The organism is Sphingomonas sp. GW821-FHT03E12, assembly GCF_059420685.1.
In genome coordinates this window covers 836,425-859,361 of the sequence record NZ_JBWKUF010000001.1, presented here as the reverse complement: position 1 = coordinate 859,361, position 22,937 = coordinate 836,425, and the positions used below count along the sequence as shown (strand labels likewise).

Here is a 22,937-nt window from a genome sequence, read left to right as displayed (position 1 = left end):
GCATTTCGAGAGCACCCGTCCGGCATCCGATGCCGCGGCGCCAGCTCGCGCACCGCTCACCGGTATCGGCGCGGTCTTCGCGATCGGTGGTGCGTCGAGCGAGATCGCGCTCGACCCCACGGCGCTCGAGTCGCTCACGGGCAGCGCCGATCTCGCGATCGCCAATGCCGGCACTGTCGGCAGCCAGGTAAAGATGCGTTCGGGCGCGACCTGGCTGGTGGCCAATGTCCGTGCGCTGCGCTTCGATGACCAGACCGGCCGGATCATCGCCCAGGTCGACTTTCTCGGCGAAGGCGTCGAGGAGAAGCTGACCGGCAAGCTCTACGGCTTCCGCCGCGGCGTCACGCGCTACCCCGCGCCCGGCACCAGCGTCTTCCCGGTATCGACCGCCGATCTGCGCCAGATCTACGCCGCCGACGACCGTCCGCATATCGAGGTCGGCAATGTCTACCCGACCAAGGACATCCGCGCAGCGCTCTATATCGACGCGATGCTGGGGAAGCATTTCGCGCTGCTCGGTTCGACCGGCACCGGCAAGTCGACCAGCACCGCCCTGATCCTGCACCGTATCTGCGAGCTCGCGCCGCAGGGCCATATCGTGATGATCGACCCGCACGGCGAATATTCCGCCGCGTTCAAGACCAATGGCGCCCTGTTCGACGTCAGCAATCTGGCCATGCCCTATTGGCTGATGAACTTCGAGGAGCATTGCGAGGTCTTCCTGACCACCGAGGGCTCCGACCGCCAGGTCGATGGCGACATCCTCGCCAAGTGCATCCTGATGGCCAAGCAGAAGAACCGGCTCGCCGCCGAGTTCGGCAAGCTCACCGTCGATGCGCCGATCCCCTATCTCCTGTCCGACCTCACCCAGATCATCCAGAACGAGATGGGCAAGATGGACAAGGCGACCGACACCGCCCCCTATCTGCGGCTCAAGGGCAAGATCGACGAGATCAAGGCCGATCCGCGCTATGCCTTCATGTTCTCGGGCATGCTGGTCGCGGATACGATGGCGAGCTTCATCAGCCGCGTCTTCCGCCTGCCCGGCGACGGCAAGCCGATCTCGATCATCGACGTGTCGGGCGTGCCCAGCGAAATCACGTCGGTCGTCGTGGCCGTCCTGAGCCGCATGGTGTTCGACTATGCGATCTGGTCGCGCGGCGAATCGCAGCGGCCGATCCTTCTCGTCTGCGAGGAGGCGCACCGCTACGTGCCAAACGAGCGCAACGCCGACGGCTCCTCGGTCGGCCGTATCCTGAGCCGGATCGCCAAGGAAGGCCGCAAATACGGCGTCTCGCTGGGTCTGATCACCCAGCGTCCGTCGGACCTCGCCGAAGGCGTGCTCTCGCAGTGCGGCACGATCATCGCGATGCGCCTCAACAACGACCGCGACCAGGCGTTCGTGCGCGCGGCGATGCCCGAAGGCGCGCGCGGTTTCCTCGATTCGATCCCGGCTCTGCGCAACCGCGAGGCGATCATGGTCGGCGAAGGCGTCGCCACCCCGGTGCGCGTCGCATTCGATTCGCTCGAAGAGGCCAAGCGGCCTGCGTCGAGCGACCCGCTCTTCTCCGAACTGTGGCGCCATACCGGCGGCGAGGAAGTAAGCCTCGAACGCACGATCAAGCGCTGGCGCGCGCAGGGGCGCTGATCAGCCCCTCGGCAGGGGCAACGCAAACCGGTCCGGTGCCAGTGCCTCGCCGCGGGTGAACGCCGCCTGGCGCACCGCGCCGCGGAACGGGCTGACCTTGTTCATCCGCATGCCGACCGACGCACGGCCCGGCCCCTGCGGGGTAAAGGCCAGCGCGGCGTCCGCCTGAAGCACCCCGTTGACGAAGGCGCGATAGGTCGTCCCATCATAGCTTTGCGCGACATGATGCCAGCGGCCGACGGGAAAGCGTTTTTCGGGCACGATCAGCGGCTGACGATAGCCGGGACCAAGGATGAAGGTGTCGAGATACCAGTCGCCGCCCTCGACCCGGATCTCGAACAGCATCCGCGTGCCGGTCTTCGCGGTCGGATCCGTGTCCGCGCCGCTCTCGAGGTGGAACCAGCGCTGCTCGAACGCGCCGCCATCGGGGCGGAACAGCGCCTCGAAGGTGAAGCGCGCCGCGCCCGCCAGCGGATGCCGGTCGAGGAACAGCACATCCTTCGCGCCGTCGAACGCGGCCGCCTTGCCCAGCGGGCTGTCGATCAGCTTCGGCGCCCCCTCGATCCGCGGCTTGAGGCCGCCGATCCGCCTCAGGGAATCGAAGGTCCAGATTTCGGTATCGCGTTTCTTCGCCGCAACGGGCGACAGGCCCGCCAGCAGCGCGCCGCCGCCGATCAGCCCAGCGCGGATCAACACTGTGCGTCGGTCAGTTCGCACTGGCTTCGTTATTCTCTGTCTTCTTGTTTCGGGTTCCACCCACCGGCACCGCCAGCAGCTGCGCGAGCTTCGCCTTGAACTCGCGCAGGTCGCCGCCGCTCAGCGCCTGGACGACCGAGAAGGAAACCGAGCGCGGATTGATCGCGACGCCGTTGCGGTAGAGCTCGTAATGGAGGTGCGGGCCGGTCGAGATGCCGGTCGACCCGACATAGCCGATCACCTGTCCGCGCGTGACGCGCTGGCCGCCGCTCACCGCGATCCGGCTCATATGGCCATAGCCGGTGCCCATGCCGCCGCTATGGTTGAGCCGCACGAAATTGCCGTAGCCGCCGTTGCGCCCGGCAAAGGCGACCGTGCCGTCATTGGCGGCGCGGATCGGCGAACCATAGCCCGCGGCGATATCCAGCCCCTTGTGCATGCGCGAGAAGCCCAGCACCGGGTGGCGCCTGAGGCCGAAGCCCGAGCTGATCCGGCCCGCCGCCGGCATCGCCATCTGCCCCTTTCGCTCGCCCGTCCCGCGCCCGTCATACCAAGTGATGCGGCCATCTTCTTCCCAGCGGACCAGCTGGAGCTTGCCCGCGCCGCCGTTGAGGCCGGCAAAGAGCAGATTGCCCATCTGCACTTCGCCGGTCGCAGCCCGTGCCTGCTCGACGATGATGTCGAATTCGCTGTCGGCGCCGACGCGGCCGATCGGCACGCGCGTCGCGATCGAGCGGATATAGGCCTCGACCGCCTTGGCCGGCGCCCCTGCGGCGCGCGCCGAACGATAGAGGCTCTCCCCCACCCGGCCACGGATGCGCAGCGGGGTATGGTCGATCGCGATCGGGATTTCATGGAGTGCCAGCCCGCCGCCGCTGCGCACCAGCTCGAGGCTCAGGTCGAAGCGCGCGCGAAACGCCAGTTTCTCGAGCGGGCGCGGCTGCGCCTTGTCGATCCGGCGGCCGAGCGTGAGGTCGAGCTGCGTGCCCGATTTGAGGTCGCCCAGCGTCACGGCGCCCGCAACCAGATCGGCCACGCGTGCCGCATCGTCCTTGCCGACGCCCGAACGCGTCAGCGCGGCCTGGAGCGCGCCACCGCTGCCCAAAGTCACCGTGCTTTGCAGGATCGGACGTTCGGGCGTGTCGGTAAGGTTGGCGACCAGGCTGGTCGCGCCAAGCTTCGTCCCGGTCGCGGACCCGGCCGCCATCGGCGCGATCGCCTGCGCCCGCGCGATATCGGCATCGGTGCCGGTCAGCGCAGCAGGGACGCTCGCATAGATCGGCCGTTCGAACCCCGGCGCAAGCAGCACCGCCGCTGCACATAGCCCGGCACAGGTCGCAACGCCGCGGAACCATTCACCGCTACCGATGCGTGAGCCGAGGTCCGGGGCGAAATCGAAATCGGGAAACCGTTCACGAAACTTGTCGCCCAGCGTCGCCTTGCGAACCACGAGCGCACGGCCGAACGAGCGGGCATTGGCACCGCCTGCTTGCTCCACCCCATGATCGTTGCGCAGAAACAAGGTGCGCTGCCCCCAACTCCTTTGCCGCCGGCAACCGGCAGCTGTGTGGAATCGTTGTGGAACCGAGTCCCTAAAGTCAAATTAAGTACCTATCATATTTCGGCAGTTGCGGCGAATCGTGCGGTGACGGGGACAGGGTGTGCAGCGTACCGGAACAAGACATTCAGGCCCTTGCGCGGCCCGCATCATCGCCCGATCTTGAACCGGTAATGAGCCGCTTTTCGAACAGCCCGGTCACCGCGGTGCTCGGTCCCACCAACACCGGCAAGACCCATCTCGCGATCGAGCGGCTGTGCGGCCATTCGAGCGGGATGATCGGCTTCCCGCTGCGGCTGCTCGCGCGCGAGGTCTATGACCGCGTCGTCGCGATGAAGGGGCCGAAGGAAGTCGCGCTGGTCACCGGCGAGGAGCGCATCGTCCCGCCCGGCGCGCGCTGGTTCCTGTGCACCGCGGAGTCGATGCCGGCCGACAGGGAGGTGGGGTTCGTCGCAATCGACGAGGGCCAGCTCGGTGCCGATCCCGAGCGCGGCCATGTCTTCACCGACCGCATCCTCAACGCCCGCGGCCGCGACGAGACGATGATCCTCGGCTCGGATTCACTGCGCCCGGTGCTCAGGAAGCTGGTGCCCGAGGCTGAGATCGTCGCGCGCCCGCGCTTCTCGACCCTCCGCTATGCCGGCGCCAAGAAGCTCTCGCGCCTGCCCAAACGCTCCGCCATCGTCGCCTTCTCGGCCGAGGAGGTCTATGCCGTTGCCGAAGCGCTGCGACGGCTTCGCGGCGGCGCCGCGGTGGTGATGGGCGCGCTTTCCCCGCGCACCCGCAACGCTCAGGTCGCGATGTTCCAGTCGGGCGAGGTCGACTATCTCGTCGCCACCGACGCGATCGGCATGGGCCTCAACCTCGATGTCGGCCATGTCGCCTTCGCCTCGCTCTCCAAGTTCGATGGGCATCGCCAGCGCCGGCTGACCATCGCCGAAATGTCGCAGATCGCGGGCCGCGCCGGACGGCACCAGCGCGACGGCACCTTCGGATCGCTGGTCGAGGAAGGGCCCGGCGCCTTCACCCCCGAAGAGATCCACGCGATCGAGGATCACCACATCCCCGCGCTCGATCACCTGTTCTGGCGCGACAGCACTCCGGATTTGACGAGCATCGACACGCTGATCGCCAGCCTCGAACGCAAGCCCGATTCCCCCGTCCTGCGCGCCGCGCCGGAGGCGGTGGACATGGGCGTGCTCAAGCGGCTGGCGGGCGAGGACTGGGTGCGCGACCGCGTCCGCTCCCCGCGTGCCGTCGCGCGCCTCTGGGCTGCCTGCGGCCTCCCCGATTTCCGCAAGCTCGGCGCCGACCCGCATGCCCGCTTCGTGGCGCGCGTCTTCAAGCACCTCAGCGAAGACAGCGGCCATATCCCGCACCAATGGTTCGCCGACGAGATCGCCCGGCTCGACCGCATGGACGGCGATGTCGAAACGCTCGCCGGGCGCATCGCCGCCACGCGCAGCTGGGCCTATATCGCCCAGCGCGCCGACTGGCTTGCCGAGCCGCTTCACTGGGCCGAACGCACCCAGGCGCTGGAGGAGAAGCTGTCGGACGCGCTCCACGCCAGCCTGACCCAGCGCTTCGTCGACAAACGCACGACCGTATTGCTGCGGCAGATCGGCGCGGGCGCATCGCACCTGCCGGTGGTGGTCGGACCAGAGGGCGAGGTGAGCGTCGAGGAGCAGGTGCTGGGGCAGCTCCACGGCTTCCGCTTCGCGGTCGAACCGGACGCTCGGGCAGCCGACAAACGCATGCTGCTCGCCGCTGCCGAGAAAGGACTGGCGGGCGAGCTCCGGCGGCGGGGCGAGGCGCTGGCGGCGGCACCGGACGAGGAAATGGCGATCGATGGCGCCGCACTGGCCTGGCGCGGTGTGCCCGTCGCATCGATCGAGACAACCGGAAACCCGGTCCGGCCGCGGATCAGGCTCGACCGGTCGCTCGACATCCTCGACGCGCGCCTCCGGGCTGCGGCGCAGGAGCGGATCGAGCGCTGGTTCGCCGAGCGGATCGCCGCCGATCTTCCCGGCCTGGCGGCGCTCGATGCGCTAAGCCACGACGCGGCGGCCGGCGGGCGGGTTCGCGCGCTCGCGGGGCTGCTGGTCGAGGCGGGCGGGCTGTTGCCGCGCCGCGCTGCAGGCGCGCAGGTCGAGGTGCTAGACCCGCATGACCGCAAGCGATTGCGCAAGGCGGGGGTGACGATCGGCACGCTCGACATCTTCGTACCTGCGCTGCTCAAGCCCCGTGCCGCCGCAGCACGCCGCGCGCTGCTCGGCCTCGGCGATGCGCCGCCCGAGGGTGCCACGGTCCTGCCGCGTTCCACGCCGGGCGCCGCGCTCGAATTCGGCTTCCGCCCCTTTGGCGCGCAGGCGGTGCGGGTCGACCTTGCCGAACGGATCGCGCATGCCGCGCATGACGCACGGAAGGGGCGCGGACCCTTTGCCCCCGATCCCGCACTCGCGACCTCGATGGGGCTGACGCCGGACACGCTTGCCCGGCTGATGGCGCAGATCGGCTTCCAGAGCGTGCGCACGCCCAAGGGAGAGCCGCAGCGCTGGGTGTGGAAGGGACTGACCCCGCTCGCCAAGCCCAAGCCGCCGCCGCGCGATACCTCGATGGGCCGGGCTTTCGCCGCGCTCGCGGAACTGGTCGATGAGTGAGTCTGAAGGCGCGATGCGGCTCGACCGCTTCTTGTGGTTTGCACGCCTTGTGAAAACCCGCACCGCTGCGCAGGACATGGCCGAGGCGGGGACGTTGCGACTCGACGGGCGGCGGATCGAGCGTTCCTCCGCACAGGTCCGTATCGGCTCGGTCATCGCCTTTCCGCTCCGCGGCCGTGTGCGCGTGCTGCGGGTCGAAGCGCTGCCGCGCCGCCGTGGCCCCGCTCCCGAGGCCGCCGCGCTCTATCAGGAACTGCTCCCCGGCCCTGTCGCACCCGCGGAAAGGCCTGAAAACTGAGAATGTATCGCAGAAAGCGTCTCTTGATTGACGCGCCCCGAACGCGGGCATAGCAGGAAGAGGTTCACCGCCCGCAGGGGCGCTCTAGGGGCCTGAGACCGCCATGACCTACGTCGTCACCGATGCCTGCATCCGCTGCAAGTATATGGATTGCGTCGAGGTGTGTCCGGTCGATTGCTTCTACGAGGGCGAGAACATGCTCGTCATCAATCCCAACGAGTGCATCGATTGCGGCGTGTGCGAGCCCGAATGTCCGGCCGAAGCGATCCTGCCCGACACGGAGAGCGGGCTGGAGCAGTGGCTCGAGCTCAACAACACCTTCTCGGCGCAATGGCCCAACGTCACGCGCAACGCCGGTCAGACCCCGGCGGATGCCGACGAGTTCAAGGGCGCCGAGGGCAAGTATGACAAATACTTCTCGCCGGAGCCCGGTGCGGGCGACTAAGGTCTCTCTTGTCTGAGCCGGTCTGACGACCGGCTGCGGTACCGGCCCGCGGCGCAGCATCCGGGAATCTACGGATTCCGGGGTGGTAATTTTATTTCATCTGTGTTAAACAGCGCGCCGGACGCGAGGAATCGCGTTTCGGTACTGGAGACCGTTGTTGATTTGCCCCGAAGCGGCGTCTTTGCCCCGGTAACCTGACCGGGCAGGCGGTGCAATCCAAAAGGGGCCACGTTGATTAGAAAGGCTTCCCCCACATGGCTGCCAAGGCGCTGTCCTTCGATGTCGGCGATTATGTCGTTTACCCCAAGCACGGCGTGGGCCGTGTGATTGAACTCCAGAAATCGGAAATCGCGGGCATGCAGCTCGAGCTGTATGTGCTCCGCTTCGAAAAAGAGAAGATGACGCTCCGCGTCCCGACCAACAAGGCCGAGAGCGTCGGCATGCGCAAGCTTTCGAGCGACAAGACGCTCCGCGAAGCGCTCGATACGCTCAAGGGCAAGCCCAAGGTCAAGCGCACCATGTGGTCGCGCCGCGCGCAGGAATATGAAGCGAAGATCAACTCGGGCGACCTGGTGTCGATCGCCGAAGTGGTCCGTGACCTGTTCCGTGCCGACGACCAGCCCGAGCAGAGCTATTCGGAGCGCCAGATCTTCGAAGCCGCCGCGTCGCGCCTCGCCCGTGAGCTCGCCGCGATGGAACAGATCGACGAGAAGGCCGCGCTCGAGAAGCTGCTCGACATCCTGCGCGCCGCCGCAGCGATCTACAACAAGGACAAGGCGCCGGCTTGAGGCTGCGCCACGTCGAACCGAAAGGGGCGGCCCGCAGCGGCCGCCCTTTTTGTTTGCACCGCCGTCACGGCAAGTGTATTATTACAGCAACACACATAGGAGAGTCGCGATGAAGCTCGCCCTTGCCATTACTGCCGCCGCCCTCCCGCTCACCGCGTGCAACTTCGCCAACGGAATGAGCGGCGACGTCGTCCAGCCCAGCGGATCGGGCACCAGCCGCAATTTCGACGTCTCCGGCTTTACCGAAGTGTCATTGCGCGGCGCCGACGATGTCGAGGTCAGGAACGGTCCGGCCTTCAAGGTCACCGCGGAGGGCGACAGCGCACTGCTCGACCAGCTCGAAATCCGCAAGGATGGCGACACGCTGCGCATCGGCCGCAAGGACGGCGACTGGAAATGGGGCGGCGACAAGGGCGCGCGGATCATCGTCACGCTCCCCAAATTGCTCAGCGCCAGCGTCGCCGGATCGGGCGACATGACCGTCGATCGCGCCGACGGCAACTTCGACGCCTCGATTGCCGGGTCGGGCAATCTCAGCATTGCGCAGTTCGCAGGCGGCAAGGCCGATCTGTCGATCGCCGGGTCGGGTGACCTGCGCATCGCGGCAGGCCAGGCGAGCGAGATCGACGCATCGATCGCCGGATCGGGCGATATCGATGCCGCCGGACTCAAGGCTGCGCGCGGCGACATCTCGATCGCGGGTTCGGGCAACCTTCGCGCGCAGGTGACCGGCGAAGCGGACATCTCGATCGTCGGGTCGGGCGATGTCGTGCTGACCGGCGGCGCCAAATGCTCGGTCAGCACGATGGGGTCGGGCGAGGCGCGCTGCAGCTGACCCGTTCTGGTCGAAGCGGTACCGGACGGGGGAACTGGCCGGTACCGTCTGCCAGGCAAGCACCACGCTTGCGCATACCGGTGGATTGATGCGATTCACCGGTGATGCGCATCGCCCTGCTGACCCCGCTCGCCCTGTTTGCCGCGGGCTTCGCACCCGCTCCCGAGGAACGCCGCGTCATGCTGACCGGCTTCGACCGGATCCGCATCGACGGACCGTTCGAGGTGCGCGTGGCTGCCGGATCGCCCGCGGCGACCGTCACCGGTGATCGCCGTGCGATCGACCGGGTCAATATCCGCAGCGAAAGCGGCGTGCTGGTGATCAGCGCCGGCCTCGCGACCCAGGACGGCTGGCGCGACAAGGACGGACAGGCGCTGATCAACGTCACCGTACCCAGGCTGCGCGCGGCGAACCTCAATGGCGGCGGCAAGCTGGAGATCGCGGACATTACGGGCCAGCGAGTCGATCTCGGCGTCAATGGCGCGGGATCGCTGACGGTATTGCGCCTCGCCGCCGATCAGCTCGCCACCACATTGAACGGCACGGGGATCGTCCGCCTGACCGGCGGCACCGCCCGCACCGCGCGCTTCACTTCCTATGGCGCGGGATCGATCGACGCCACCGGCCTGACTGTCAATGATCTGACCGTCCACGCGCAAAGCGCGGGCGACAGCCGCTTCACCGCACGTTTCACGGCCACCGTGTCGGCGCTGGGCACCGGTTCGATCCGGGTCGAAGGCAGCGCCGCCTGCCGGCTCGCCGGCCCGGGCCCTGCGAGTTGCGCCGGCAAGACCGAGGGACGCTAGGCCGGCAAGTCAGAACGCCGCTAGGCGGCCAGGGGAAACCGCAGCAGCCGGTCTTCGAGCGCAATCAGCGCCTCGGCACCCCGGCCAACGGCACGGATGATTTCGGGATGCTGCGCGTCCAGCCCCCCGGTGAGCGCACCGAAAGCGGGCAGGATCAGCTTGGCCGGCGTGGCGACGAAGCAGCGCCGCGCGACATGCCGCCCGCGGAGCCGCACCCGAAGCTTGGGATGGAAATGCCCGGACAGTTCGGGCCGCGTTTCGCCAGGCTCGGCCTCATGCCGCAGCAGCAGCCCATCGACCTCCGCTTCCTCGACGATCTCGCCGCCGATGTCACCGGTGAGCGCGGCGTCATGGTTTCCTGTGATCCATACCCAGCGCAGCGATCCCGTCAGCGCACTCAGCGCTGCACGCGCCGCACCGGGCAGCCGATCGCACCCCTCCGAATCATGAAAGCTGTCGCCCAGACACCATAGTTCCCGCGGCTGCGTCCGCTCGACCAGCGCGGTCAGGGCCTTCAGCGTCGCGAGCGAATCATAGGGTGGCAGCATCTGTCCGCCGGCGGCGAACCAGCTCGCCTTCTCGAAATGCAGGTCGGCGACGATCAACGCCCGCCGCGCAGGCCAGTAAAGCGCGCCCTCCGGGAGCGCACACAAGGCATGACCAGCGAACGAAAAGGGAACCATGCACCTGCTATCGCCGCACCGCGCGGCCAGGTCAATCGAGCCGCGTTCCCGTTCTGCCGGGGCGCGGCAGCAGGAACCGAACCTTGCGGTCGGGGAAATCGATCTCGACCCGGCGGAATCCGCGCAATGCGTCCATGCCCAGCATCAGCGCCGGGCTATCCTCCAGGTCGAAGCGTTTGAAGGGCGGAATATCGGCGAATGCCACCGGCAGTTCGCGCAGGGTGATATCGCCCAGCTCGACGCGATGCGCGATATGGTAGTTGGCGGTCAGCGACTCACCGGTAACGCTCGTCATCGTGATCGGCCCCTTGAGCCGGATCCGCCGCAGTTTGCGCTGCAACGCCAGATTGCCCATGCTGATCTGCGATCCGGTATCGAGCACCACCGTCACCTTGGTACCCTCGAACGACGCTTCGGTGACGATCAGCTGCCCCATCCGGTTCTTGGCGGTGATGACGATCTCGTCGGTAAAGGCTGGGCGCGGCGTGAACCTGCCACCCGCACGGCGCGAACGGCGCACCGTCATCAGTTCCTTGTCGAAATCGATCGACACCATGTGCGTGCGCAGCTGCTGGATCCCGAGCAGGCCGTGGGCGCCCATATGTACAGCCTCGAGCGCAGGCGCATTGAAGGCCTCTGCGTCGCGCACCGGCCCCATGGTGAGCGACGGGACGACCACCGTCGGCACCCTGGTGCTTCCCGTCATCGTCGTCAGCGTGACCTGCGGCCCAGCCGCAAGCTTCAGCGATCCCGCGAACTGACGCGAGATCACCGAGCGCTCGGCCCCGGTATCGATGATGAAGGGTTGCGGCTTGCTGCCGTTGATCGAGACCGGAACCGTCATGCGATTGGCAATCGCACCCAGCGCCAGCGTACCGCTTCCGTCGTCGGCGACCGGGGCTGCCGGCGCCGCAGTCTCCTGTGTCGCCGCAGGGGCCGCGGCGAGCGCGATCAGGAGAGGCGTCAACAGGCGGAGCTGCATAGCCCATGCATGATACGCCTGTTCGTGCTGCGCAGCAAATGTCGTTGGTCGAATGATCGCGGCGTTTGGGAGCGGCCCTAATCGATCCGCATGGCCTCTGCCGCGAGCGCCTCGGCCTCGATCAGCATCGCGTCCTCCGCCGCGCCCTGGGCGACGTTCTCGCGCCCGATCATGATCAGCACCGGTACCGCCATCGGGCTGACGCGATCGAGATCGACATGCTCGATCCGCTCCGCCGCGGTTTCGAGCAGGTTGGCCAACCGCCCGATATCGGTCATCCGCGCGCGGGCATCGGCCCATGCGGCGCCCAGCAGCAGATGGTCCGGCTCATACTTGCGCAGCACATCATAGATCAAGTCGGTCGAGAAGGTGACCTGACGGCCGGTCTTCTTCTTGCCCGGCTGCTGGCGCTCGACCAGCCCGCCGATGATCGCCACCTCACGGAACGCGCGCTTGAGCAGCGCCGATCCCTGTACCCAATCGACGAACTCATGCTCGAGAATATCGGGCGAGAAGAGCGGGGCGGGATCCTCGATCTTCTCGAGGCCGTAGACCGCGAGCGCATAGTCGTTGGCGACGAAGCCCGTGGGCTTCAGCCCCATCGCCTCCATCCGCCGCGTCACCAGCATGCCGAGCGATTGGTGCGCGTTCCACCCTTCGAAGCAATAGGCGACCATATGGTGCCGCCCTTCGTGCGGAAAGGTCTCGACCAGCAGCCTGCCCGGGGCGGGGAGCCGCGAGCGACGGGCCTGCACTTCGAGCCATTCGCGCACATCCGCCGGAAACCGCGTCCATTGCGCGGGGTCGGCAAAGAAGCGCCGCACGCGCGCGGCAAGGGTCGTGGTGATCGCGAGCCGCGCGCCCATGTACGACACGAACCGTGCATGCTTGGTGGTTGCGCGGACGATGATGTCGGTCACCTCGACGCGCTCGACCTCCAGCGCCATGCCGGCAAAGGTGAAGGTGTCGCCGGGCGAGAGCGTCGCACCGAACGCTTCCTCCACCTTGCCCAGCCGCCGCCCGTTCTTGAAGCGCACCTCCAGCATCGGCGCCTCGACGATGATCCCGGCATTGAGCCGATGCTGCGCAACAAAGGCGGGTTTGGTCACGCGCCACAGCCCGTCGCGCCCCACGGTCAGCCGCTTGAACCGGTCGTACGCCCGCAGCGCATAGCCGCCGTCGGCGATGAAGTTCAGCACCCGCTCGAACACCGCTTCGTCCAGCGCCGAATAGGGAAGCGTAGCGCGCGCCTCGCGCAGCAATTCCGCAGCATCGAAAGGCGCTGCGCAGGCAAGGCCCATTACATGCTGCGCCAGCACGTCGAGCGCGCCCGGACGGAAGATATCGGGGTCCAGTTCGCCCGCCTCGACCGCATCGAGGGCCGCGCGCGCCTCCAGATATTCGAAGCGGTTGCCCGGCACGAGCACGGCTTCGGACGGTTCGTCCAGCCGGTGATTGGCGCGCCCGATCCGCTGCAACAGGCGCGAACTGCCCTTGGGCGCGCCCATCTGGATCACGCAATCGACATCGCCCCAGTCGACGCCGAGGTCGAGGCTCGCGGTCGCGACCAGTGCGCGCAATTTGCCGTCGGCCATTGCCTGCTCGGCGCGCTGCCGGGCTTCGAGGCTGAGGCTGCCGTGATGCACCCCGATCGGCAGCTTGAGCTCATTGACCTTCCACAGAGTCTGGAAGACCAGTTCGGCAAGGCCGCGCGTGTTGCAGAAGACGATCGTCGTCTTGTGCGTCTCGATCTCTGCCATCACCTGCGGGATTGCATAGAGGCCCGAATGGCCCGACCAGGGCACGCGGCCTTCGGGCAGCAGGATCGCGATATCGGGGTCCGCGCCCGCTTCGCCTCGAACGAGCTCCACCGCGTCGATCTCGCCCTGCGGGGCCAGCCAGGCGCGATAGCCATCGGGATCGGCGACCGTCGCCGACAGCGCCACGCGGCGCATGCCGGGCGCCAGCGTCTGGAGCCGGGCGAGCGCGAGCGCCAACAGGTCGCCGCGCTTGCCGGTAGCGAAGGCATGCACCTCGTCCACCACCACGGTCCTGAGCCCCGCGAACATCAGGAAACTGTCCTCATAGGACAGCAACAGGCTCAGCGATTCGGGCGTGGTCAGCAGAATCTGTGGCGGCCGCGCGCGCTGGCGCACCTTCTTCTCGTGGGACGTGTCGCCGGTGCGAGTCTCCACGCGGATGTCGAGCCCCATCTCCTCGATCGGGGTCAGCAGGTTGCGCTGCACATCGACCGCCAGCGCTTTCAGCGGCGAGATGTAGAGCGTGTGCAGCCCCTCCCCCGGCGCCTCGATCAGCTCGGCCAGCGTCGGCAGAAACCCCGCCAGCGTCTTGCCCGCGCCGGTTGCCGCGACCAGCAGCGCATGCCGCCCCGCCCGCCCCGCGGCGAGCATATCGAGCTGGTGCCGCCGCGGCGTCCAGCCGCGCGACGCGAACCATTGCTCAAGGACGGGGGGAAGCGCGCTCATCCGCTTCCCCTATAGCCGTCACGGCTACGCGCCCGCCACCGATTGCGCTAAGGCCGGGCGCGATGACGCTCTTCGCCTATGTCCTTGCCGCGCTGGCCGAGATCGCCGGCTGCTTCGCCTTCTGGGCCTGGCTTCGCCTCGACAAGTCGCCGCTCTGGCTGATCCCCGGCGTCGCCGCGCTGATCGTCTTCGCCTGGGCACTGACGCTGATCGAGACCAGCCATGCCGGGCGCGCCTATGCCGCCTATGGCGGAATCTATATCACCGCGGCGATCGCCTGGCTCTGGGCGGTCGAGGGCGCGCGGCCCGACCGCTGGGACGTGATCGGCGGCGCGGTCGCGCTCGCCGGCACCGCGATCATCCTTTTCGGACCGAGGAGCGCCAGTGCCTGACATCCGCAACATCGTCATCCTCACCGGCGCAGGCGTCTCCGCCGAGAGCGGCGTCGCCACCTTTCGCGGCCCGGGCGGGCTGTGGGAGGGGCATCGCGTCGAAGACGTGTGCACGCCCGAGGCGCTTGAGCACGATCCGGTGCTCGTCCACCGCTTCTACGACGAGCGTCGCGCCAAGCTGCCGACCGTCGCGCCCAACGCCGCGCACCACGCGCTCGCCCGGCTCGACGCGGCGTGGCCGGGCGAGTTGCTGCTGGTCACCCAGAATGTCGACGACCTGCACGAACGTGCCGGGTCGAAGCGGCTGATCCATATGCATGGCGAACTCAATTCCGCGCTCTGCGCCGAATGCGACGCGCGCGTGCCATGGATCGACAGCCTCCCGCCGCGCACGCGCTGCGCGACCTGCGGCGCGCCATCGCTGCGCCCAGACATCGTCTTCTTCGGCGAGATGCCCTATTCGATGGACGCGATCGACGCCGCCATTTCGCGCGCCGACCTGTTCGTGTCGATCGGCACCTCGGGCGCGGTCTATCCCGCCGCGGGCTTCGTGCGCACCGCACGCTATCACGGCGCCGACACGCTCGAGCTCAATCTCGACCGTTCCGAAGGCAGCGCGTGGTTCGAGGAAAGCCGTCTCGGTCCAGCGGGCACGCTCGTCCCCTTATGGGTGGACTCGCTGCTGGGCTAGGGTAGCCCGGCATCTGAAATCTCCGTCATCCCGGCCCTGTGCCGGGGTCCACTCAGCCTCCCGGGCTGAGCTCGAGCCTCGTCTGCAGTCCTCGCCTCCCGGTGGATCCCGGCACAGGGCCGGGATGACGGACGGTAGTCAGGCGGGTGAAGACAGCTTCGACCTACTCGACCCAGTCCAGCCCGATATCGCGATACAGGCTGCGGTCGTCCTCCCAGCCCGGCCGCACCTTGACGTGCAGGTACAGGTGGACCTTGACCCCCATCAGCTTGGCCAGCTCGGCCCGCGCCCGCGCGCCGATTTCCTTGATCCGGCTGCCGCCCTTGCCCAGCACGATCGCGCGCTGCGTCTCGCGCCCGACCAGGATCTGCTGGTGGATCTCGACCGATCCGTCCTCGCGCTCCTTATACTGCTCGGTCTCGACCGCGCTGGCATAGGGCAGCTCGGCATGGAGCTGGAGGTAGAGCTGCTCGCGCGTGATCTCGGCCGCGAGCATGCGGTCGGTCGCGTCGGACACCTGATCCTCGGGGAAATGCCACGGGCCTTGCGGAAGCTTCGCGGCCAGCGCAGCCTTGAGTTCGGGCACGCCATCGCCGGTCGCCGCCGACACGAAATAGGTATCGTCGAACGCGCCCAGGTCGTTGAGCGTCGCGGCATGGCCCAACAGGCGCGGCTTGTCGGCGATATCGACCTTGTTGAGGATCAGCAGCTTGCGTTCGCGCCGATCCTTGAGGCTCTCGGCCAGCCCGCGCACTTTCGGCCCGACCCCGCCCTTGCCATCGACCACCAGCGCGATCAGGTCGGCGTCCTTGGCGCCTTCCCACGCCGCGGCGACCATCGCCCGGTCGAGCCGCCGCGCGGGATCGAAAATGCCCGGCGTATCGACCAGCAGCAGCTGCGCGTCGCCCTCGATCGCGATGCCCATCAGCCGCGTGCGCGTCGTCTGCGCCTTGGGGCTGACGATCGCCACCTTCTGGCCGACCAGCGCGTTCACCAATGTCGACTTGCCCGCATTGGGGGCGCCGACCACGGCGATCAGGCCGCAGCGTTGTTCCGTAACTTCGTTCACGTCTTCTCCGTAGCGGTCCTAGCTCACCGCCGCCAGCAAAGCCGCCGCCGCGGCGGTCTCCGCTTCCTGTTTCGAGCTGCCCTCGCCCTCGGCTTCCGCCAGCTTGCCGATCACCGCACGCACCTTGAAGCGCGGTGCGTGCCCCGGGCCCGAGCGCTCGACCAGCTCATATTCGGGCGGACGGCGGTTGTTCGCCGCAGCCCATTCCTGCAGCGCCGATTTGGGATGCTTGGGCGCGGAAGCCTGCGCATCGATCCGGCTGTCCCACAGCCGCCGCACCAGCGCCTTGGCCGGCTCGAACCCGTGCTGGCGGAAATGGGCGCCGATCAGCGCCTCCATCACGTCGCCCAGCACATTGTCGCTCGACGCCGCGCCATCGTCGCGCGCCTGTTTGCCAAGACGCAGATGCGCGGGCGCGCCGATCTCGCGCGCCACCTCGGCGCAGACCTGCCCGGTCACCAGCGAGTTGAAGCGGCGCGACAATTTGCCCTCGGGCTCGTCAGGGAAGCGCTCGTACAGCCATTCGGCGACGGTCAGCCCGAGCACCCGGTCGCCCAGGAACTCAAGCCGCTCGTAATTGGCCGCGCCCTGGCTGCCATGCGTCAGCGCGCGCTCATAGCCCGCCAGATCGCCTGGCGGATCACCCAGAACCCGCGCCAGCCAGTCGGCCAGCTTCTCGGTCAAAAACCTTCCCCGATCCGATCGAACCGCGCCGCAGTGAACCAGGTCCAGGGCAGCAGCCATTGTGCGCCGCCGTCGGTCGACCAGAAGCTCACCACCGCCTTGCCCTGCAGATTTTCCATTGGGACGAATCGGATGCCATTGCCCTCGGGCGGCTGCGGGAAGCGGCTGTCGGCCGAATCGTCGCGATTGTCGCCCATCAGGAAGACATGACCGGCGGGCACGGTGAACAGCTCGGTATCGTCTGCGTCGGGGCGATAGCCCTCGTCGAGCACTTCATAGCTCTTGCCGCTGGGCAGCGTCTCGCGGAAGCGCGGGATTCGGCAGGCCTGCGTACCGTTCGGCCCCGGCTCGACGAACATCGGGTTGCACCCGCCGCCCGTGCCCGGGCCTTCGACCGGGAAGTTCGGCGTGATCGGAATCACGAAATCGGCGATCCGTTCCTTGGGAATCGCCTGTCCGTTGAGGAGCAGCTGGCCGTTGCGCATCTGCACCGTATCGCCGGGCAGGCCGATCACGCGCTTGATCCAGTCGGTGTCATTGCTCGGCGGCGCCTTGAACACCACCACGTCGCCGCGCGTCGGATCCTCGGCAAAGATGCGGCCGGGGATCAGCGGCAGGCTCCACGGCAGCGAATGCTTGGAATAGCCGTAATTCCATTTGGTGATAAACAGATAGTCGCCCACCAGCAGCCGCGGCAGCATCGATCCCGACGGAATGCTGAAGGGCGCGAAGATGAAACTGCGCACCACGAACACCAGGATCGCGAGCTTGATGAGGAAGCTCAGCGTGTCGCGCCATTCCGAACGCGGCTTGGGGGTGTGGGCAGGCTTGGTGCCGGAATCGGCAGGCGCGGTATCGTCCATGTTGCTGCTCTGCGCGGGCCATGTGGCAGCGTCAAGGCGGTGGTGCACACGGCCCCATCTGGCGATGCTCGAAATGGCACGCTACATGGCGCCCGATTCAACGGGAGACAGGCAATGGCGAACGCGGACTGGACTGCAATCGAGGCACTGCCCCGCATCCCGCTCAAGGACATGTTCGCCGGCGATGCGAACCGCCTGGCGCTGCTCACCACCGATGTCGCCGGCATCCATTTCGACTTCTCGAAGACGCATCTCGACGCCACCGCGCTCGATGCCTTCGCCGCGCTCGCCAAGGCGGCGGACCTTGCCGGCAAGCGCGAGGCGCTGTTCGCGGGCGAGCCGGTCAACGTCACCGAGGGCCGCGCCGCCGAACACACCGCCGAGCGCGGTGAGGGGTCGGACGACAGCGTCGCCCGTGCCGCCGCCTTCCACGCCCGCATGCGCGGCCTGATCGACGCGATCGAGGCCGGGGCGCTCGGTCCGATCCGCCACATCCTGCACATCGGCATCGGCGGCTCGGCGCTGGGGCCGGAGCTGCTGATCGACGCACTCGGCCGCGAGGGCGCGCATTACGACGTCGCCATCGTCTCCAATGTCGACGGCTGCGCGCTCGAAGAGGCGATCGCCGATTTCGACCCGCACGCCACGCTGATCGCGGTCGCGTCCAAGACCTTCACCACCACCGAAACCCTGCTCAACGCCGAAAGCGCACTCGACTGGATGCGCGAGCATGGCGTCGAGGATCCCTATGGCCATGTCATCGCGCTCACCGCCGCGCCCGACAAGGCGATCGAATGGGGCGTCGACGAAACCCGCGTCCTGCCTTTCGCGGAATCGGTCGGCGGCCGCTATTCGCTCTGGTCGTCGATCGGCTTCCCCGCCGCGCTCGCGCTCGGCTGGGACGCGTTCGAGGCGCTGCTCGAAGGCGCGGCCGAGATGGACCGCCATTTCCGCCTGACCGACCTCAAGAGCAACGCCCCGGTCCTCGCCGCCTTCGCCGACCTTTATTACACCCAGAACCGCGGATGCGCGACGCGCGGCGTGTTCGCCTATGACGAGCGGCTGCGCCTGCTTCCCCCCTATCTCCAGCAGCTCGAGATGGAATCGAACGGCAAGGGCGTCACCGCCGACGGGCAGCCGGTCGAGCGCCCGACCGCGCCGATCACCTGGGGCGGCGTCGGCACCGACGCGCAGCACGCGGTGTTCCAGCTGCTGCACCAGGGCACGCACCTCGTCCCGCTCGAATTCGTCGCGGTGATCGAGCCGGGCGACGACCTGGCCGAGGATCATCACCGCCAGCTGCTCATCAACGCCTTCGCGCAGGGCGCCGCGCTGATGGCCGGCCGCGCCAATGAAGATCCCGCGCGCGCCTATCCGGGCGACCGCCCCTCGACCACGATCCTGCTCGACGAGCTCGACCCGCGCACCTTGGGCGCGCTGATTGCCTTCTATGAGCAGCGCACCTTCGTGAACGCCGCGCTGCTCGGCATCAACCCGTTCGACCAGTTCGGGGTCGAGCTGGGCAAGGAAATGGCCAAGGCCGCAGACAAGGGCGGACAGGATTTCGATCCCTCCACCGACGACCTGATCCGCAGGGCATTCGGATGAGCGGCGACGAATACGTCTATGACGAAGCGAGCGGGGAATGGGTCCCCGCCTCGCAGCTCGCCTCCGCATCTGCGGACGAGACCGTCGAAGTCCGCGATTCTGTCGGCAATCTGCTCGCCGACGGCGATCAGGTCACGCTGATCAAGGATCTCACCGTCAAGGGCGCGGGCCAGACGCTCAAGCGCGGCACCCTCATCAAGTCGATCCGCCTCACCGGCGACCCGCAGGAAATCGACTGCAAATATGAAGGCATCAAGGGGCTGGTGCTGCGGGCGGAGTTCGTACGGAAACGGTAGGGGCGGAGCGAGCAATTGAACGCTCAATGGCCCAATGGAGAGCAGAAGGAGAGCGCTCTCGGAACCATCTATGCAGCGCTCATCGCCAAGGGCGTAGTTGCTATCGCGCCTCTTTCTGCTGCACACTTCTTTACCTGATCCTGACGGATTGAGACTCGCACATGCTCACCTTGATCTTGCTACAAGTTTTGACCAGACCCGATACTCAGCCTGTCATCAGACCCGCTCCTGACCCATGGCCCACACATGATTATGCTTGTCGGCTTGTCCAGAGCGATGCGAAGCGAATCGCCGCACGCAAACCCGATACAGGAGAGTCCGTCAGCACCGTCGAGCAGAGGGTCGATTGTGAGACGCGCACGGTCACCCGCGTGTTTGCAGTCAAAAGCAAGAAGGTGAAGCTGGCGCAGTCGGCGCAGCGGACCGCCGACAAGTTTGCCTGCGCTAACCCAGCTAACCAGATCATGTACGAACGGGACGGCTGGTCCTTCCAAGCGGAGTTCCGAGGTCCAAGCCAGACTTTCGCTAGCGCATCGGCAACTGCCAAATGCGAGCCTCTGAACATGTTGGGCTATCAAAGTCCCAAATAGGACCGTCCGCTACCAGGGGGTTGCCGCCCACTCTCCGTTGGCATCCGCCCTCCGCGCCCCTATCTCCCGCTCCTGCGCGACGGGCGCATGAGCAGGAGCACCCCATGGCCGATTACGACTACGACCTCTTCGTCATCGGTGCAGGCTCGGGCGGCGTCCGTGCCAGCCGCGTTGCCGCCGCGCACGGCGCGAAGGTCGCGATCGCCGAGGAATATCGCGTCGGCGGCACCTGCGTCATCCGCGGCTGCGTACCCAAGAAGCTGCTCGTCTATGGCGCGCATTTCGCCGAGGACCTCAAGGACGCACGCCGCTTCGGCTGGAACGTCCCCGATTGCGACTTCGACTGGGCGGTTCTGCGCGACAATGTGCTGGCCGAGGTCGACCGGCTCAACGGCGCCTATACCCACACGCTCGACAATCACGGAGTCGAGATCGTCCATGAACGCGCCACCGTCTCCGGCCCGCATGAGGTGACGCTGGCCAGCGGCAAGACGATCACCGCCGGCAAGATCCTGATCGCGGTCGGCGCCCGCCCCGCGGTCCCGCATTGCCCGGGCAGCGAGCATGGCATCACCTCGAACGAGGTGTTCCACCTCGACGCATTGCCCAAGCGCGTGCTGATCGCCGGCGCCGGCTACATCGCCAATGAATTCGCCGGCATCTTCAACGAGTTCGGGTCGAAGGTCACGCTGATCAACCGCTCCGACGTGATCCTGCGCGGCTATGACGAGCAAATCCGCGACCGCCTGCTCCAGATCAGCATGACCAAGGGCATCGACTTCCGCTTCCACGCCGAATTCCGCGGGATCGAGAAACAGGCCGACGGCAGCCTCAAGGTCAGCATGACCAACCATGAGCCGCTTGAGGTCGACCTCGTCCTCTTCGCCACCGGCCGCGTCCCCAATACCGAGGGGCTGGGCCTTGCCGAAGCCGGGGTCGAGCTCGACGAGAAGGGCGCAATCGTCGTCGGCGCCGACAACAAGTCCTCGATCGATTCGATCTACGCCGTGGGCGACGTCACCAACCGCGTCCAGCTCACCCCGGTGGCGATCCGCGAGGGTCAGGCCTTCGCCGACACCGTGTTCGGCAACAAGCCGACCACGGTCGACTACAACTGCATCCCCGCCGCGGTGTTCAGCCACCCGCCGATCGCCGGCGTCGGCCTGACCGAGGGGCAGGCCAAGCAGAAATATGGCTCGGTCCGCGTCTACACATCGGACTTCCGGGCGATGAAGAACGTCCTCGCCAACCGGAACGAGCGCGCGCTGTACAAGATGGTGTGCGAGGCGGATTCGGGGAAGGTGCTCGGCCTGCACATGATCGGCCCCGACGCGCCGGAGATCCTCCAGGCCGCCGCCATCGCGGTCAAGGCCGGGCTGACCAAGGCGGACTTCGACCAGACGGTGGCGCTGCATCCGTCGATGGCCGAGGAACTGGTGCTCATGAAATGAGCCGCGCCGCCCCGGCTTGCGCCGGGGCGATGCTCAGCCCTCGTTTCTGAGCAGCCGGTCGGTCTCGTCGTCCAGCTCCGCGCCGCCACCGGTGCGCAAGCTCACCACGCGTGACGCACTGACGTCCATCGCGACGTTGCCCAGGGTCCGGAACAGGTCGGGGATCGTCTCGACCGCGACCAGCAGGCCGAGCATCGGCAGCGGCACGCCCATCGCGGTCGCGATCGGCGCGATCGAGCTGACGAAGCTGATCGTCCCGGGCAGGCCCACCGCGCCCATCGTCGTGATCGCCGCGACCACCCAGCCCGCGGCGAGCTGGCTCGGCCCGAGCTCGATACCGAGCAGATGCGCGACATAGATCGCGACGGCAAAGTTCATCGCCGGGCCGGTCCAGCGGAAGATCGCCACTGCGATCGGCAGCGCGACGCCCGAATGCGCCGCGGGCACGCCCAGAGTCTCGGTCGCCTTGAGCATCGCGGGCAGGCTGGCGAGCGATGACTGGGTCGAGAAGGCGACCGCCTGCGACGGCGCCACCGCGCGGATATAGCGCATCGGCGCAACACGGCCGGCGATGATCCCGAACGGCGCGGCGAGCAGCCACATCACCAAGCCGACGCCGCACAGGATCGCCACATAATGGAGCAGCGCGCCGAACGCCGCGGTTCCTGCGCGCGCGCCGACCATATAGGCAAGCGCGGCGACGCCGATCGGCCCCAGCCACAGCACCCAGTTGATGACGACGAGCATCGTATTGCCCAGCGCCTCGAAGAAGCGCGTCAGCGTCTCGCGCTGCTCCTTGGGCAGCCGGGTCAGCGCAAAGGCGAAGACCGTGGTGAACAGGATCAGCGGCAGGAACGCGTCATTGGCGGCCGAGGTGACCGGGTTCGACGGCACCATCGCGATGATGAAGTCGACAAAGGGCGGGATCGTGCCGATCTCGGGCGTCTTCTCGGCCAGCGCGCCCTGCAGCGCCTGCGCCGAGGACGAGGCGAGCGGGAAGAGGTCGAGGTAAAAGACCGTCAGCGCGCCACCGAGCGCCGAGGAAACCCACAACAGCGCGATGAAGGTCATGAACGCGCGGCCCGCGAGCCGCCCTGCGCGCGCCTTTTCCGCGGTCGCAGAGATGCCGGTGATCAGCAGCGAGACGACCAGCGGGATGATCGTCATCTGCAATGCGTGGAGCCAGATCGTCCCGATCGGCGCAATCCAGTCGGCGGCGACCAGCGCACGATCCGGCGCCGTGGCGGCGGCGCCTACGCCAATCACCAAAGCGGCCACCAGCGCGATCAGGATGCGCACCGGTTGTGCGCGGTTCGACGGTCCCAGCACGATGCTGACCAGTGCGGCGAGGGTTCGGAAAATCAGCGACATGCTCGCCCTTGAGAGAAAGCGGCGCTATCACGCCCCG

General features: G+C 67.4%; 21 protein-coding genes. 12 read left to right on the top strand and 9 right to left on the bottom strand.

From position 1 onward, the window contains the following. Positions 1–64 precede the first annotated feature (64 nt). Complete coding sequence (locus AC07TU_RS04235) at positions 65–1,648, top strand: ATP-binding protein (protein ID WP_495186890.1); 1,584 nt, start codon at positions 65–67, stop codon at positions 1,646–1,648. Here AC07TU_RS04235 and AC07TU_RS04230 read toward each other — a convergent pair whose 3' ends face one another. Together AC07TU_RS04230 and AC07TU_RS04225 are read right to left on the bottom strand one after the other, a co-directional pair. Further along, positions 1,649–2,344: a LamG-like jellyroll fold domain-containing protein gene (locus AC07TU_RS04230; protein WP_495186652.1), complete on the bottom strand. Its 696-nt coding sequence runs from the start codon at positions 2,342–2,344 to the stop codon at positions 1,649–1,651. Positions 2,345–2,354: 10 nt separating this feature from the next. After that, the gene (locus tag AC07TU_RS04225) at positions 2,355–3,842 is read right to left on the bottom strand and encodes a M23 family metallopeptidase (RefSeq protein ID WP_495186651.1); all 1,488 of its coding nucleotides are present in this window, start codon (positions 3,840–3,842) and stop codon (positions 2,355–2,357) included. 233 nt (positions 3,843–4,075) lie between these two features. On the opposite strand from AC07TU_RS04225, the gene AC07TU_RS04220 reads away from it, so the two are divergent. The 6 genes from AC07TU_RS04220 (at position 4,076) to AC07TU_RS04195 (ending at position 9,734) form a co-directional block, all read left to right on the top strand. Continuing rightward, positions 4,076–6,562 carry a helicase-related protein gene (locus AC07TU_RS04220; protein ID WP_495186650.1) on the top strand — a complete coding sequence of 829 codons (2,487 nt, stop codon included), beginning with the start codon at positions 4,076–4,078 and terminating at the stop codon, positions 6,560–6,562. Continuing rightward, on the top strand, positions 6,555–6,860 hold the full coding sequence (locus AC07TU_RS04215) for an RNA-binding S4 domain-containing protein (RefSeq protein WP_495186649.1): 306 nt from the start codon (positions 6,555–6,557) through the stop codon (positions 6,858–6,860). The genes AC07TU_RS04220 and AC07TU_RS04215 overlap by 8 nt, the downstream gene beginning before the upstream one ends. Positions 6,861–6,963: 103 nt before the next feature. Continuing rightward, positions 6,964–7,305, top strand: a complete 342-nt coding sequence (gene fdxA, locus AC07TU_RS04210) for a ferredoxin FdxA (protein ID WP_495186648.1) — start codon at positions 6,964–6,966, stop codon at positions 7,303–7,305. Between the two features lie 254 nt (positions 7,306–7,559). After that, the gene (locus AC07TU_RS04205) at positions 7,560–8,093 is read left to right on the top strand and encodes a CarD family transcriptional regulator (RefSeq protein WP_495186647.1); all 534 of its coding nucleotides are present in this window, start codon (positions 7,560–7,562) and stop codon (positions 8,091–8,093) included. Between the two features lie 109 nt (positions 8,094–8,202). Further along, complete coding sequence (locus AC07TU_RS04200) at positions 8,203–8,928, top strand: head GIN domain-containing protein (RefSeq protein WP_495186646.1); 726 nt, start codon at positions 8,203–8,205, stop codon at positions 8,926–8,928. Between the two features lie 104 nt (positions 8,929–9,032). Beyond that, complete coding sequence (locus tag AC07TU_RS04195; protein WP_495186645.1) at positions 9,033–9,734, top strand: head GIN domain-containing protein; 702 nt, start codon at positions 9,033–9,035, stop codon at positions 9,732–9,734. Between the two features lie 20 nt (positions 9,735–9,754). Here AC07TU_RS04195 and pdeM read toward each other — a convergent pair whose 3' ends face one another. The 3 genes from pdeM to AC07TU_RS04180 form a co-directional block, all read right to left on the bottom strand. Continuing rightward, a complete protein-coding gene (gene pdeM / locus AC07TU_RS04190; RefSeq protein ID WP_495186644.1) occupies positions 9,755–10,417 on the bottom strand; it encodes a ligase-associated DNA damage response endonuclease PdeM in 663 nt (220 codons plus the stop codon). Positions 10,418–10,448: 31 nt separating this feature from the next. Then, positions 10,449–11,384 (bottom strand): aspartyl protease family protein, encoded by a 936-nt coding sequence (locus AC07TU_RS04185; RefSeq protein ID WP_495186643.1) that lies wholly within the window; start codon positions 11,382–11,384, stop codon positions 10,449–10,451. Positions 11,385–11,476: 92 nt separating this feature from the next. After that, the gene (locus AC07TU_RS04180; RefSeq protein WP_495186642.1) at positions 11,477–13,885 is read right to left on the bottom strand and encodes a ligase-associated DNA damage response DEXH box helicase; all 2,409 of its coding nucleotides are present in this window, start codon (positions 13,883–13,885) and stop codon (positions 11,477–11,479) included. Positions 13,886–13,947: 62 nt separating this feature from the next. Between AC07TU_RS04180 and AC07TU_RS04175 the strand changes: the two genes are divergently transcribed. Together AC07TU_RS04175 and AC07TU_RS04170 are read left to right on the top strand one after the other, a co-directional pair. Further along, positions 13,948–14,277: a YnfA family protein gene (locus AC07TU_RS04175; protein WP_495186641.1), complete on the top strand. Its 330-nt coding sequence runs from the start codon at positions 13,948–13,950 to the stop codon at positions 14,275–14,277. Then, entirely contained in the window at positions 14,270–14,968 is a 699-nt protein-coding gene (locus AC07TU_RS04170) for an NAD-dependent deacylase (RefSeq protein ID WP_495186640.1), read from the top strand. The genes AC07TU_RS04175 and AC07TU_RS04170 overlap by 8 nt, the downstream gene beginning before the upstream one ends. A gap of 163 nt (positions 14,969–15,131) precedes the next feature. On the opposite strand, the gene era is transcribed toward AC07TU_RS04170, so the two are convergent. Genes era through lepB form a run of 3 tightly spaced genes read right to left on the bottom strand, consistent with a single transcriptional unit; the run spans position 15,132 to position 17,584 of the window. Then, entirely contained in the window at positions 15,132–16,037 is a 906-nt protein-coding gene (gene era / locus AC07TU_RS04165) for a GTPase Era (protein ID WP_495186639.1), read from the bottom strand. Positions 16,038–16,055: 18 nt separating this feature from the next. After that, positions 16,056–16,721 carry a ribonuclease III gene (gene rnc / locus AC07TU_RS04160; RefSeq protein WP_495186638.1) on the bottom strand — a complete coding sequence of 222 codons (666 nt, stop codon included), beginning with the start codon at positions 16,719–16,721 and terminating at the stop codon, positions 16,056–16,058. Next, entirely contained in the window at positions 16,718–17,584 is an 867-nt protein-coding gene (gene lepB / locus AC07TU_RS04155) for a signal peptidase I (RefSeq protein ID WP_495186637.1), read from the bottom strand. Before lepB ends, rnc begins: the two co-directional genes overlap by 4 nt. Before the next feature lie 114 nt (positions 17,585–17,698). Between lepB and pgi the strand changes: the two genes are divergently transcribed. The 3 genes from pgi to gor all read left to right on the top strand — a co-directional run bounded on the left by pgi (position 17,699) and on the right by gor (position 21,529). Next, positions 17,699–19,192 (top strand): glucose-6-phosphate isomerase, encoded by a 1,494-nt coding sequence (gene pgi / locus AC07TU_RS04150; RefSeq protein WP_495186636.1) that lies wholly within the window; start codon positions 17,699–17,701, stop codon positions 19,190–19,192. Then, positions 19,189–19,488 carry an alkylphosphonate utilization protein gene (locus AC07TU_RS04145; RefSeq protein WP_495186635.1) on the top strand — a complete coding sequence of 100 codons (300 nt, stop codon included), beginning with the start codon at positions 19,189–19,191 and terminating at the stop codon, positions 19,486–19,488. Before pgi ends, AC07TU_RS04145 begins: the two co-directional genes overlap by 4 nt. A gap of 694 nt (positions 19,489–20,182) precedes the next feature. Beyond that, positions 20,183–21,529: a glutathione-disulfide reductase gene (gor, locus tag AC07TU_RS04140; protein WP_495186634.1), complete on the top strand. Its 1,347-nt coding sequence runs from the start codon at positions 20,183–20,185 to the stop codon at positions 21,527–21,529. 33 nt (positions 21,530–21,562) lie between these two features. On the opposite strand, the gene AC07TU_RS04135 is transcribed toward gor, so the two are convergent. Then, positions 21,563–22,900: a dicarboxylate/amino acid:cation symporter gene (locus tag AC07TU_RS04135; protein ID WP_495186633.1), complete on the bottom strand. Its 1,338-nt coding sequence runs from the start codon at positions 22,898–22,900 to the stop codon at positions 21,563–21,565. Between the last annotated feature and the right edge of the window lie 37 nt (positions 22,901–22,937).